The following is a 13,590-nucleotide window of genomic DNA, read 5'->3' as shown; positions in this document are numbered from 1 at the left end:
CCGTGAAGGTGGTTTTAACGATAAGCCTCGTTTTGATTCAAATGATGACAATCGTGGTAACCGCGTAGACTATAAACCACGTCGTGAAAACGGTTTCGGTGACCGTCCACAACGTAGCTTTGGTGGTGAAGATCGTCCACGTCGTGAAGGTGGTTTTGGTGATCGTCCAAAACGTAGCTTCGGTGGTGAAGACCGTCCACGTCGCGCAGTTCGCGAAGAACACTTTAATCAAGAATCTCGTGGTGAGCGCCGTCGTAAATTCGACCGTTAATCTTTAAGAGATTTAAAAAAAGGCCAGTTTACATACTGGCCTTTTTTATTTTTTAGTTTTGTTATAAAATAACAAAGTGTGAAACAGTTCAATGTTTATTGTAATAATGCGTAAAAGTAAGCGAAAAGAGTCGCCTTTGGCATGGTTGAGTAAATTCTTATTTCAACGTGGTTTGCCATATCTTTTTATTGCACTTGCTTTGTGCAATGGAATCTACTTTGCCTATGCTTTATTAACTGGCCATTTCGTAGACCAGTTTCAAGTTCTCGATCAATAAATTTCTTTTCAAAATCTAGCTCATATTCCTATATTAGCTTGTTTTGCTTTTGTCAAAATTACAACAAGATTCCCAAAATTCAGTGTTATAGTATGCGGGCATAAAAGTGCAGGAATGATTGCCATTATGAATAATAAAACTCCTCTCTCGACTCAATCACTGATTGAAGTGAAAAACTTGAGTTTTAACCGAGGGGAACGCGTCATTTATGACAATATTAGTTTAAATATACGTCGAGGCCAGATCACGGCCATTATGGGACCATCTGGTACAGGTAAAACGACTTTATTACGCTTGATTGGTGGGCAGCTTGTTCCCGATCAGGGCGAAGTTTTGCTTGATGGCAAAGATATTGCTCAAATGTCACGCCAGGAATTATTTGCAGCACGTGCGCGTATGGGAATGCTGTTCCAGAGTGGAGCTTTATTTACCGATATGTCGGTTTATGAAAATGTCGCTTTTCCAATTCGTGCGCATACCAAGCTTTCTGAAAATCTCATTGCAGAACTGGTCGCTCTAAAACTTGAATCGGTGGGCTTGCGTGGAACAGAACAGCTTATGCCTACTGAGTTGTCAGGTGGTATGAACCGACGGGTCGCTTTAGCTCGTGCAATTGCGCTTGATCCCGATTTAATTATGTATGACGAACCTTTTGCGGGGCAAGACCCGATTGTGAAGGGTGTTTTAACACGTCTCATTCGTTCATTGCGAGAAGCTTTAGATCTAACTACGATTATTGTTTCGCATGATGTTCCTGAAACCCTATCTATTGCTGACTACATTTATGTTGTAGCGGAAGGGAAGATTCAAGGGGAAGGAACGCCAGAAGAATTACAAGCTTATGCTTCTCCATTTGTAAAACAGTTCTTAACCGGCTCGGCAGAAGGTCCGGTTGAATACCAGTTTAGCCACCAAGCTTATTTAGATAACGAGGTTCGTCCATGAATACGATTGCCTGGTTAGGTAGACTCGTTATTGAGCGGATTCGAGGGATTGGTGTTGCGGCACTGATGCTCTTACAGATTATTTTTTCATTACCTTCAGCGGGCGGTTTTGGACGTTTCGTCTATCAAATGCATCGTGTAGGGGTAATGTCTTTACTCATTATCACGGTATCAGGTTTATTTATTGGTCTGGTACTCGGATTGCAAGGCTACTCAATATTAGTCAATGTTGGTAGTGAATCAATGCTAGGCACAATGGTGTCTTTAACTTTATTGCGTGAGCTTGCACCGGTCGTTGCAGCTTTGCTCTTCGCTGGACGAGCAGGTTCTGCATTGACTGCTGAAATTGGTTCGATGAAACAAAGTGAACAGCTTGCCAGTATGGAAATGATTGGTGTTGATCCTTTAAAGCAAATCGTATCACCACGTCTTTGGGCTGGTATAGTCAGTTTGCCAATGTTAACCGTTATTTTTGCTGCGATTGGTATTGTTGGCGGTAAGTTGGTTGGAGTTGATTTTCTTGGCGTTGATGAAGGCTCCTTTTGGAGTGGTATGCAAAATAATGTTCAATTTGGCCACGATGTCGTAAATGGCATTATTAAGAGCATTGTATTTGCTTTGCTGTGTACATGGATTGCTGTTTTCCAAGGGTATGCATGTGATCCGACACCTGAAGGCATTGCAACGGCAATGACCCGCACGGTTGTATATTCTTCATTATGTGTTTTAGGTTTTGATTTCGTGTTGACTGCGGTCATGTTCGGAGGGATTTAATGAAATCACGTACTAGTGAGCTGGCCGTAGGTATCTTTGTTATTATCTTCGGTATTGCTTTATTCTTTTTAGCAATGAAAGTGAGTGGTTTAGTGGGCACGAACTTGAGCGATGGCTACACCATGAAAGCTCAGTTTGATAACGTTAATGGTTTAAAGCCTCGTGCTAAAGTGACGATGAGCGGTGTAACAATTGGCCGCGTTGATTCAATCACGCTTGATCCGGTTACACGTTTGGCTACGGTTACTTTTGATCTTGATGGAAAACTGACAAGCTTTAATGCTGAACAGTTAAAAGAAGTTCAAAAAAATGCTTTAGACGAATTACGTTATAGTTCTGATTATACGCAAGCGACTCCAGCGCAACAAAAAACAATGGAACAGCAACTGATCAGTAACATGAACTCCATCACAAGTATTGATGAAGATGCTTATATAATGGTTGCAACCAATGGTTTATTGGGTGAGAAATATTTAAAAATCGTACCGGGTGGTGGTTTAAACTACCTTAAACGTGGCGATACTATTTCTAATACCCAAGGAACGATGGATCTAGAAGATCTTATTAGTAAATTTATTACTGGTGGTGGCGCAGGTAAGGTTGCCGCTGGTTCATCCTCAGCAGAAGAAAAAGCTCCTGCAAGTACTGACAGCAGTGCACAGCCGTCATTTGTTGAGTAAGAGATTATTTGAAGGAGTGGTTCCAGGTGAATACGTTGTTTAAACAAACCCTTACAGCAAGTATTTTGTCTACTATGATTGCTGGTACAGCTTTTGCTGCACCTTCAGAAGCACCACCTGACTTTATTAAGCGTGTTGCTGATGGCTTGATTTCTCGTTTAAAAGCCGATCATGCTAAATTGCAAAATAACCCAGCATTAGTAAAAACAATTGTACGCCAAAACTTAGACCCGTATGTTGATTCACAAGCGTTTACTCGTATTGTGATGGGTACTTATGCAACAAACCAATATAGTACTGCTGCACAGCGTGCTCAGTTTGAAACGAACTTCCGTAATACATTAATTGAGAATTACGGTAGTGCATTTGCTAAGTATACAAACCAAACTTACACGATGCGTCCATACAAGGCGACAGCTGGTAAAAACCCTGTTGTGACTTTAGATTTTAATCACAATGGTGAAAAAATTCCTGTGTCGTTCCAGTTGGCAGACAAAGGTTCACAATGGAAAATCCGTAACATCAATGTTTCTGGTATTGATTTAGGATTGCAGTTCCGTAACCAGTTTGCTGCAACTGTGAAACGTAATGGCGGTGATTTGAATAAAGCAATTGCTACGTTCCAACCTGATGCAGATGCTGCTGTTAATCAGAATAAACAAAAATAAGTAGGTGAAGAGTGGTTCAGTATCTTAACCAAGAGTTAGTTGTTTCAGGCAAAATTGATTTTGAAAATGCTGAACAACAATACCAAGCTGGATTGGCAATTATTAAAAAGCAAACAAGCTTTCCTTTAATTGTTGATTTAAAGCAGCTTGAGCATGGTAATACGTTAGCCTTGGCTGTTTTAGTGCAATGGCTACGTCAAACTCCACAAAAGTCTGGATTACATTTTAAAAATGTACCAGAGAAGATGCTGAAAATCATTCAAGCCTGCCATTTGCAAGAAGACCTACATTTGGTTTGATGAGCAAAGATAAAAAAGCACCTAAATTTAGGTGCTTTTTTATATACAAAATTTGCGGGAGTAATCTCTTTAAATCCATTTTTTCCAGCGGAAATAAATGATAGGCCCAATAAAGAAACCAATAATAATTAGTAAAACGATAATAAAGCTGGTTGTACCGTGTGCGAAAGGAAGTACATCAGTGTTCATACCATAGATACTAGCGATCAACATAGGTGGTGCCAACATACTTGGTAATATCGAGAATCGACGGATCGTATCGTTTTGTTCAGTGTTAATAAATCCTGACGTTGTATCAAGCAAGAATCGTACTTTTTGGAATAAGAAAGCGTCATGTTCAACAAGCGAGCGAACATCCTCACTAAGTTCTCGAATATCTGCATCGTAGATATGACTGCCTAAAGCACGTGGACGAGACAAAAACGTTAAAACACGGCGCAAATCAATTAAACAGAGCTGTGCTTTCCCAAGCATGTCTTCTTGTTGTGCCAAGCGGGTAATCATGTCATCAAGATCTAAAATCTGTTCACGTTGATGGTTATTGAGAACCTCGGTTGAGTATTTTTCTAGATCCTTGTGGATATCTTCCAAGATATCCGCAAGCTCATCTAGCTTTGCTTCAAGTAAACCCAATAAAATCCATGTTGGATCTTTATAATCCATTTCGTAATCATTACGACGAGCTCGAGCACGAAAAGCACGAAAGGCAACTAACTTTTCACCACGTAAGGTAAATAAGCGGTCTTTATGTAAGATGAATGCAACAGTCTGCACCATGGCAAGCATATGGGAAGAATCTTCGGCATCCCCATCAACCTGATAATTTTTATTTTTCGTTAAAAAATAGGTGCTGATATGCAAAATACCGTCATCATCACGGTAGAATCGAGCAGAAGATGAAATGTCTTCTAACGACTTTAGTGTAGGTAAGTTCTGATTGTAAGCATCTAAGACCCATTGTTGTTCTTCTTGAGAGGGTGCAATAAGATCAAGCCATACTAATTCGGGATGTAGATCAAATCCACCATTGATGGTGGCATCTTCCAGACTTCCGCGTTCTGTGGCATAAAAGGCTTCAAGCATGTGTCTTTTTTCCTTACGCAGTCTGATGGAAATTGATGGGTGTATTTTAGACAAGGATTTGCCGAAAAACACTTGCCAATACGCTATTTTGCAAAAAAAAACTCTGTCGATAGTCTAGTTTGTCAGCATGACAGTTCAATAAAACGGTTTTTATACTATGAATTCAATTTGTATTTTCTGTGGTTCATCTCTTGGTTCAAACCCAATCTTTCAACAAATTGCTCAATTAACCGGTGAAGCTATTGCTAAACAAGGTAAAACACTCGTTTATGGCGGTGGCCGTTCTGGTTTAATGGGTGTTGTTGCTGATAGTGCTTTGCAAGCCGGCGGGCAGGTCATTGGGGTAATTCCTCGTGCTTTAGTTGATCGCGAGTTAGCTCATCCTGGACTGACAAAATTATATGTCGTCGAAAATATGCATGAGCGTAAAACCAAAATGGCAGATCTGTCGGACGGTTTTATTGCTTTACCAGGTGGGGCAGGTACATTGGAAGAAATCTTTGAACAATGGACATGGGCACAATTAGGTATTCATCAAAAGCCGTGTGCTTTTCTAAATGTAGCTGGCTTTTATGAAGATTTGCTTAAAATGATCAAAGGAACTGTAGTTAACGGATTTAGCCAAGCACGGTTTGTTGATAAATTGATTGCCTCAGACAAAATTGAAGATATTCTTCAACAATTTGAGCAATATCAGGCTCCTGCTCCGAAATGGACAAATGCCGACGTTCAACCATAAATGAGGTTAAATAGGTGAAAACAATTACGGTCGCCGCTGCGGTGATCTTAAATGAACAAAATGAATTATTGCTTGTCAGAAAGCGTAATACACAAGCTTTTATGCAGGTAGGCGGTAAACTGGAGCCGAATGAGGCTCCGGAAACTGCTATACAGCGTGAAATCTTGGAAGAAATAGGCAGCCCGTGTGTAATAGAACAGTTTATAGGGCGTTTTGAGACAGCAGCTGCCAATGAACCGGATCACAAGCTTATTAGCCATTTATATTTGGTTCGATTAAAACAATCCCCACAAATTGCAGCTGAAATTGCTGAAATGAAGTGGGTGAAATTTAATGATTCCGAGACAAAACTCGCACCATTAACCAAAGAAATTGTAATTCCGTGGTGTGAGCAGAACTTATCTATAACTCTATAATTTTAATATGATGTAGATGAAGCAGCAGCTAGGCAACTGGCATGAATAGATGTACACCCTAGCTGTTTTAGCGCCTGACTTAAAGCGTGAATTGAACTTCCTGTTGTGATTACATCATCAATAATCAGCACACGACGATAACGCCGTTTTTCTTGAGTGAGCGCAACAAATTGCTGTTCAATATTTTCAAATCTTTCGAGTCGAGATAATCCCTTTTGAGAATGCTCATTTAAGCGTTGTACAGGCTGCCAAACTGGTATTTTTAATTGCTTACCCAAAAGATTGGCGAGTAATAAGGATTGATTAAAACCACGTTCAGTTAAACGTTGTTTAGAAATAGGCATGGGTACAATCGCTTGTACCTTAGGAAATTTTAATTGCTGTAAAACTTCAGCGAGTAAGGTTTGGTAATGTAATTTTTGTTCATATTTAAACTGCTGAATAATCCGGTTAATTGGATAGGCGTAGTGACAGGCCACAAGAACAGACTGGTCATTGCGCTGAATGGTTTGCTTAAGCCACGGTAGCTGTTCCCAGCATTCTTTACAAAGAGGATATTTTTCCCGTTTTCCTATTTCGCAAAGTAGGCAAGGGGACAGCAACTGAAAAAGATACTGTGGGTTTAAAAACTTAAACATATGCGTATCGAGGAGCTTCGGGAAGCCAGCGCTTCAATAAGGCATCAGCTTGCTCAGGGTAATCTTTTAGAACTTGTTGTGCAACGTAGTGTGCTTGACTCAATAAATGATCATCTCGCTCTAAACGTGCGACACGGAAACCCATATCACCTGTTTGTTTTGTTCCTAATAACTCACCCGGGCCTCTTAGCTCAAGATCTTTTTCAGCAATAACAAAGCCATCATTACTTTCTCTTAAAATTGAAAGTCTTTCTTGCCCATTTTGTGAAAGTGGTGGTTTATAGAGAAGAACACAAAAACTGGCTTTTGCACCTCGTCCTACACGCCCTCGTAATTGGTGTAGCTGTGAAAGCCCTAATCGTTCAGCATTCTCAATGACCATAATCGAAGCGTTAGGTACATCTACCCCAACCTCAATAACAGTTGTGGCAATTAGCAGCTGTAGTTCATTGTTTTTAAATGCTTGCATGACGGCCTGTTTTTCATCGGCTTTCATTTTACCATGAACCAAACCAATATTAAGTTCAGGAAAGCGCTCTTTCATTTCTTGATAGGTGGCTTCGGCGGCTTGAGCATCTAAAGTTTCGGACTGTTCAACCAGAGTACATACCCAGTAGGCCTGTTTGCCTTCTCGGCAGTTTGAAGCAATTCGATGCAGTACTTCTTCACGACGATCTAGCGGAATCGTGACGGTCTGAATTGGAGTTCGGCCTGGCGGTAATTCATCAATAATTGATGTATCTAAATCGCCATAAGCACTCATTGCCAGTGTTCTAGGAATTGGCGTTGCAGTCATGACCAGTTGATGTGGGGTGAGCTGTTCGGCGCCTTTATTACGTAAGGCTAAACGTTGATCGACCCCGAATCGGTGCTGCTCATCAATAATCACGAGTCCTAGTTTTGCAAACTCAACGTTATCTTGAAATAAGGCATGAGTACCCACAATCAGTTCAGCATGGCCTTCTTTAATTTGTTGCTCAGCGTGTGCCCGCGCTTTCCCTTTTTGTTTACCCGACAACCAAGCTACCGTAATACCTAAAGGTTCAAACCAGCGTTTAAAATTTAAATAATGCTGCTCTGCTAAAATTTCGGTGGGTGCCATTAACGCAACTTGCCAATCTGCTTCTAATGCGTGACATGCTGCAACCGCTGCAACTAAAGTTTTTCCAGCCCCTACATCACCTTGTACCAAACGCAGCATAGGTTGATGTTGTTTTAAGTCGTTTAAAATTTCTTTTGATACACGTTTTTGTGCGTTGGTCATTTGAAAAGGTAAAGCTTCTAGCAGCTTTTTTGCAAGCACTTTACTACTCGGAAAAGCAGGTGAAGCAATTTGACGAATATAAGCACGTCGAGTAAGAAGACTAATTTGATGTGCGACCAGCTCTTCAAAAATAAGACGTTGCTGCGCAGGATGAGAGCCTTGAGCCAGTTGGATCATATTGGCATCAACTGGCGGCTCGTGAATGTAATGTAAAGCTTCTTTGAGTGCATACCCATTTGTATATTGTTTAGGGAGTAACTCGGGTAAGGCATCACTATGATGCTTCAACGCTTGTTTAACATATTCGCGTAATTTAGCTTGTGTTAGGCCATCGGTACTTGGATAAATTGCTGTGAGCTGCGTTTTTGGTAGTGGTGTATGTTCATTAATAAGTTGAATTTCTGGATGATAAAGCTCAAGCCCTCGTGCACCTACGCGAACTTCACCAAAAATACGTAAACGGTTACCAGGTTTTATTTTGTCGGTTAAATTTTTATAAATATGATAAAAGCGTAAAGTCACCTTACCAAATTCATCTTGTATTAATGCGGCCATAGATTTACGTTTACCTGGAGGGAAATCAACAGATTTGACTTCACCCTCGAGTAAATAACTACGACCAACCACCAATTGATTCATAGGAATAATGGTACTGCGATCTTCATAATCACGGGGCAGATGAAACAGCAAATCATCTGTGGTAAAAATATTTAGTTTTTCGAGTAGGGCTGCTGAAGCCGATCCAACGCCTTGTAACTGATGGACTGAAGTCATGTCCCCTCAACGAGTTCTCTATGCATATATTATTTATCGGTTATGGTAAAACATCTCAGCGTGTTGCTAAACAACTATTTGAGAAAGGACATCAAACTACCACAATTAGCCGTAGTGAAAAGACAGACCCTTATGGGACACATCTCGTACAGGATATTTTTACGCTCAATTTAAGCGAAATTGCACCTGTAGATGTAGTGTATATTTTACTTTCACCAGACGATAGTACTGTTGAAGGTTATCAGCATACTTATGTGGATAGTATTGAGCCTATTCGTCAGGCTTTAAAATCGCATCCGGTTAAAAGATTAATTGTGGTGTCATCTACGCGGGTATATGGTGAAAATTCTGGTGAAACAATTGATGATCATAGTGAGATTCACCCAAACGATGCCCAAGGGCATATCTTGCACAATATGGAATTGCTATGGCAAAAGTATTTTCCGTCACAGTGCGTGATTGTGCGTCCTACAGGGATTTATGGGGCTTCTATTGATCGCCTAAAACGAATGGCTGAGCACACGCAAACCTATCCAAATATTCACTATAGTAACCGTATTCATATTGATGATTTAGCAAGGTTTTTGGCATTTTTAGCTGATTTTGAAAAACCCCATAAAAGTTATCTTGTTGCTAATAATGCACCTGTACCTTTGCATGAAGTCTTACTGTGGTTTCAAAGTCAGTTAGATTTACCGCTACTTACCTTAGATTCAGCTCATGTGTCAGGCAAAAAAATTTATGCGAAACATTTGTTTGAGACGGGTTTTCAACTTGAGCATCCAATTTGCTTTAATGACTATTTATTATGTTTAAATGCTCATGGTACAAATTAAAATTTAGACTAAACTTTAAATAACAACAGAAATACCTGATGAGGCAGTTAAATTGCCGATAAAGATAAAAAGGTTAAAAGTGAAAAAATTTTGTTTAGCTCTCTTTTTGAGTGTAACGTCAGTTACGAGTTGGGCTGGGGATCAGGTGTGGTGTGCATATGATCCAGCGGGTACCCAAGGGGATATTACGCGCCGACTAAATGACATTCGTTTATATGCTCAGCAATATCAAGTCAAATTCAAAGTCGTTAGTTATCAAAAAGAGCAGCAAGCCATTCAAGCCTTTGATGAGGGTAAATGCTCAGGCTTAGCAGCCAGTAACTTTAATACTTATCAGTATAATCATTTTATGGGTAGTACCTCAGGTATTGGTCTTATACCTAATAACCGGACTGCACGAAATCTATTGCAGCTTTTAAATCATCCTACAATTGAGAAAAGATTAATTAATAAAGACTATGAAGCAGTCGGTATGATTCCGGTTGGAACTGCAAATATGGTCATGAAAACCAAAAAAATATCAAAAGTGGCACAGCTTAGAGGTCAAAGAATTGGAGTTCTGGCCAATAACCCGCCACAACAAGCTTTGGTGAGAAGTGTAGGTGCGCAGCCAGTATATGTTGATTTATCGAATGCGATTGCGCAATTTCAACAAAATAAAATCGATATTATGCCAGCGCCTGTTTATGGTCTTTTGCCTTATAACCTACAGAAAGATTTTGGGTCAGAGACTCAGGTGATTAATTTTCCTCTGGCGTATTTCGGGGTAAATTTAATTATTAAACCCCAAGCTTATCCAGCCAATTTTGGACGAAAAATTCGGGCTTGGTTTGTTCAAAATAGTCAATTATTAACGAATCGAGCTATACAATGGGAAAATCATTTACCAGCCTATTATTGGGTTGATGTTTCTTTTTACGAAAAGCAGAGCTATGACATTATGGTGGCAAAAATACGCAATCAATATGTCCGCTCCGGTTATTACGATGCCTACTTTGTGGAGCTAATGAAACGCTTACGTTGTATTGATGATCCGCGTTACTTTGAATGTCCAATGAGTAGATAAAATAAAAGGCAACTTAAGTTGCCTTTTATTTTGCATGAAGACTTTAAGCTTTTTTACGTTTTAAACGGCGTTTGGCTTGCTGAGAAGCCATTGCTTCAAGAGCTTCTTTTAACTCTTCATCAGTAAAGGTTGTGATGTGTTGCAACATTTGTAATGTTACTTCATCAAGCACTAACTGCGCGCCTGCTGCCATTTGACGGAAATTATCATCAAACTCGATTTGGCCTTGGTCATTCGTTCGAATGTAGTTTTGTTGAGTTAAAACTTTGATAAAGCTTTGGAACAATGCTTTGTCAAAGAATTCAGGAGAGTTAAACTCATAAAGAACTGATAAACGTTGGCCTAATAAATGACTTAATTCTTCAACTTGTTTTGCTGAAATATTGCCTGAACCACGCTGAGTGATTAAAGCTAAAGTCATGTAATAACGTTCAAGGCTTTGTTTAACAGGTGTTGCTAATACAACAAGCTGATTATGCTCTTCAGTATTTGGTGCAGAGCTAATTAAATTGCCTTCGTCATCTTGTTGAATAAGATTTGATTGAACCAATGCATCTGCATATTGCTCAATCTGTTCTTTAAGTTCGCTACTTTTCCATTTAAGGAATAGTTCGGCTTTTAAGAATGGATAAAGCGTATAGATAACATTGCTTAAATCAGCACGGCTAATTTTCCCGTTATGTTCAACAAGAGATGCAATCAATGAAGGTAAAACGAATGCATGCAAAATGTTATTACGGAAATAGGTGAGGAGAACCGCTTGGTTATCTTCAATCGCAATAATGTCACCAAGGGCATGCTGTACGCGCTTAATGAGTTTAAGCTTTAAGCCATAAGCAATAATTTCTTTGCCAGATAGCGGCGTTACTTCTGTGCGCTGATCGTAAGGGAAATTTGATGCTAAATTGCGGTAAGCTTCAAGCTGCTTAATACAGATTTCTTCATCAAGCGTATGCTTTGGTGTTGCAAGCAAAATAATTGAAAGTAAAGAAACCGGGTTAATCACTACCGCACGGTTAATATTTTCTAAAATCGCATTTGCAGAACTGTTTACTGCTTCTGAAACAGCAGGTGGCACTGGGTCATCGTTCTTTTCAATATAAACGTTCTCAGCATTATGCTGTTTAAGCAAGTCATCTAGAAAAACAGGTTCACCAAAGTTAACGTGTACTTTACCGAAAATACGTTCAATTTTTCGGAGTGTTTTTAAAATACCAAAAATAGACTCGGCTTCTTTTGGCTTACCTTGCATTTCGCCTACATAGGTTGAACCTTCCATAAGGCGCTCATAACCAATGTAAGTTGGCACAAATACAATCGGCTTGGCACGGCCACGTAAATGACTATGGACTGTCATTGCGAGCATGCCGGTTTTCGGTGGTAATAAGCGGCCTGTACGCGAACGTCCACCTTCAATAAAGTATTCAAGTGGTGTGTTGCGAGAAAGAATACTATATAAATATTCTTTAAATACAGAAGTATAAAGACCATTGCCACGGAAAGAGCGGCGAATAAAGAAGGCACCGCCACCACGTAAAAGCTGACCAACGAAAGGTAAGTTTAGGTTGTCGCCTGCAGCAATATACGGAACCATCAAGCCACGTTTATAAATCACATAAGACAGTAGTAAGTAGTCAATGTGGCTACGGTGACATGGTGTGTAAACAATTTCATAGTCTTTTGCAAGCTCTCGGACAGTACTGAAGTTATGAACTTCTACGCCGTCATAAAGCTGAGTCCATAGACGTGTTAATGCCAAATCTGCAAAACGTACTGCTGAGTGAGAATAATCAGATACGATTTCATTCACATAACCAATCGCACGACGCTCTGCTTCAAGCATGCTGATTTTACCGCGAATACTTTCGCGTCGAATGGCTTCTTGAACATCACGAGACTTTAATACCGACTGCATGACATTGCGGCGGTCTGATAAGTCAGGGCCTAAGACAACTTCACGTTGGCGATCAAGGTAGTCATTTAAAGTGCTAACAATATAAGTCGCTGGCGAAAGGTTCGGATAATGCTTCTGAGCATATTCAACGAGGTCACGTAAAGACTGTGGTTCATGGAATTCCAAATAAGATTGGCGACCATGTAAACCAATATTTACAAGCTGTTTAACTGTACTTGGTGTTGCCCATGTATCTGAGAATAACAACTTAAACCAAGAGTCTTCTTTATCTGGAGAACGGCCCCATAAAACGGTTACCGGAACCAGTTCTATGTCGAGTTCAGGATTTGCTTGTAAAACTTCGATCAGTTTAATTAAACGTGGCGGAAAAGCATGAGGAGGGGGATTCAGTAGGTTATTTTCATCATTGTGTTGTAAAAATAAAACTGAAGCTTTTTCCTGATGAGTACCGATGACTAATGGATCTAGCGCTGGCTTTAAATTTAAGCGACGAGTTTCTCCATCCACCACTAAAGCATTACTGCGAGAATGATTTTGCAAGACATAGCACACTACTTTTTGGCGCTCGGTCTTTGCTTCTGTTTCTGTTGTTTCTGATACTGGTTCAGTAGGAACTTCCCCAAGAACATGTGGTGTTACCACGAGGTCAAGTAGTTTACTCGAAAGCCGACGATACATTTGACCAAACCCACTCTTGGACATAAGAACTCCTACTTCTTAAAGACAAATCCCGGCACCAAAGGCAGAGGGTAAATATTTTGCGGTATTTATTAAAAAAAACAATATGCTATTTTCTGATAAATTATAATTCTTTTGGCATTTTTTATCGTTAAAAATCGTATTTTTAGCTGTTTTAAAGGCAATGTTTGTCAGAAGTTGACTGATTGTTCCATGTACAAATAGTTTTTTATGGCACAATAGATTCTACACATCTGTCCTTTAATAC

The 13,590-nt window shown here is 39.8% G+C and carries 14 protein-coding genes and 1 pseudogene; 11 read left to right on the top strand and 4 right to left on the bottom strand.

The genetic code is table 11. The features are described from left to right. The 7 genes and pseudogenes from R5R67_RS13245 to R5R67_RS13215 form a co-directional block, all read left to right on the top strand. A pseudogene (locus R5R67_RS13245) lies at positions 1–271 on the top strand (hypothetical protein); the annotation flags it as partial. A 91-nt stretch (positions 272–362) separates the two neighbouring features. Beyond that, positions 363–548, top strand: a complete 186-nt coding sequence (locus tag R5R67_RS13240; protein WP_000471151.1) for a hypothetical protein — start codon at positions 363–365, stop codon at positions 546–548. A gap of 126 nt (positions 549–674) precedes the next feature. Next, positions 675–1,493, top strand: a complete 819-nt coding sequence (locus tag R5R67_RS13235) for an ABC transporter ATP-binding protein (RefSeq protein ID WP_002019647.1) — start codon at positions 675–677, stop codon at positions 1,491–1,493. Further along, the gene (gene mlaE / locus R5R67_RS13230) at positions 1,490–2,266 is read left to right on the top strand and encodes a lipid asymmetry maintenance ABC transporter permease subunit MlaE (protein WP_001091949.1); all 777 of its coding nucleotides are present in this window, start codon (positions 1,490–1,492) and stop codon (positions 2,264–2,266) included. The genes R5R67_RS13235 and mlaE overlap by 4 nt, the downstream gene beginning before the upstream one ends. Beyond that, a complete protein-coding gene (locus R5R67_RS13225) occupies positions 2,266–2,946 on the top strand; it encodes an outer membrane lipid asymmetry maintenance protein MlaD (protein WP_000842362.1) in 681 nt (226 codons plus the stop codon). Before mlaE ends, R5R67_RS13225 begins: the two co-directional genes overlap by 1 nt. A gap of 26 nt (positions 2,947–2,972) precedes the next feature. After that, the gene (locus tag R5R67_RS13220; RefSeq protein ID WP_001093907.1) at positions 2,973–3,614 is read left to right on the top strand and encodes a phospholipid-binding protein MlaC; all 642 of its coding nucleotides are present in this window, start codon (positions 2,973–2,975) and stop codon (positions 3,612–3,614) included. 11 nt (positions 3,615–3,625) lie between these two features. Next, positions 3,626–3,913 carry a lipid asymmetry maintenance protein MlaB gene (locus R5R67_RS13215; RefSeq protein WP_000250997.1) on the top strand — a complete coding sequence of 96 codons (288 nt, stop codon included), beginning with the start codon at positions 3,626–3,628 and terminating at the stop codon, positions 3,911–3,913. A 69-nt stretch (positions 3,914–3,982) separates the two neighbouring features. Here R5R67_RS13215 and R5R67_RS13210 read toward each other — a convergent pair whose 3' ends face one another. Continuing rightward, a complete protein-coding gene (locus R5R67_RS13210) occupies positions 3,983–4,996 on the bottom strand; it encodes a CorA family divalent cation transporter (protein ID WP_000888321.1) in 1,014 nt (337 codons plus the stop codon). 157 nt (positions 4,997–5,153) lie between these two features. Between R5R67_RS13210 and R5R67_RS13205 the strand changes: the two genes are divergently transcribed. Next, a complete protein-coding gene (locus R5R67_RS13205; protein ID WP_001084309.1) occupies positions 5,154–5,735 on the top strand; it encodes a TIGR00730 family Rossman fold protein in 582 nt (193 codons plus the stop codon). Positions 5,736–5,749: 14 nt separating this feature from the next. Next, entirely contained in the window at positions 5,750–6,151 is a 402-nt protein-coding gene (locus R5R67_RS13200; protein ID WP_000849704.1) for an NUDIX hydrolase, read from the top strand. 2 nt (positions 6,152–6,153) lie between these two features. Here the strand turns inward: R5R67_RS13200 and R5R67_RS13195 are convergent, their stop codons facing one another. Together R5R67_RS13195 and recG are read right to left on the bottom strand one after the other, a co-directional pair. Continuing rightward, positions 6,154–6,789 (bottom strand): ComF family protein, encoded by a 636-nt coding sequence (locus R5R67_RS13195; RefSeq protein WP_000472267.1) that lies wholly within the window; start codon positions 6,787–6,789, stop codon positions 6,154–6,156. Then, positions 6,782–8,827 carry an ATP-dependent DNA helicase RecG gene (gene recG, locus R5R67_RS13190; protein ID WP_000204953.1) on the bottom strand — a complete coding sequence of 682 codons (2,046 nt, stop codon included), beginning with the start codon at positions 8,825–8,827 and terminating at the stop codon, positions 6,782–6,784. Before recG ends, R5R67_RS13195 begins: the two co-directional genes overlap by 8 nt. Before the next feature lie 20 nt (positions 8,828–8,847). Here recG and R5R67_RS13185 point away from each other — a divergent pair, with 20 nt between their 5' ends. Then, entirely contained in the window at positions 8,848–9,663 is an 816-nt protein-coding gene (locus tag R5R67_RS13185; RefSeq protein ID WP_000547779.1) for an NAD-dependent epimerase/dehydratase family protein, read from the top strand. A gap of 79 nt (positions 9,664–9,742) precedes the next feature. Then, a complete protein-coding gene (gene adeT2 / locus R5R67_RS13180; RefSeq protein WP_000712908.1) occupies positions 9,743–10,729 on the top strand; it encodes a putative multidrug efflux protein AdeT2 in 987 nt (328 codons plus the stop codon). A 43-nt stretch (positions 10,730–10,772) separates the two neighbouring features. Here adeT2 and plsB read toward each other — a convergent pair whose 3' ends face one another. After that, positions 10,773–13,346 (bottom strand): glycerol-3-phosphate 1-O-acyltransferase PlsB, encoded by a 2,574-nt coding sequence (gene plsB / locus R5R67_RS13175; protein ID WP_000045408.1) that lies wholly within the window; start codon positions 13,344–13,346, stop codon positions 10,773–10,775. Between the last annotated feature and the right edge of the window lie 244 nt (positions 13,347–13,590).

This window comes from Acinetobacter sp. OYA S30 (genome assembly GCF_033599315.1).
Taxonomy (GTDB): Bacteria; Pseudomonadota; Gammaproteobacteria; order Pseudomonadales; family Moraxellaceae; genus Acinetobacter; species Acinetobacter baumannii.
The sequence above is the reverse complement of the archived record's forward strand: the minus strand, read 5'-3'. Positions and strand labels throughout refer to the sequence as shown.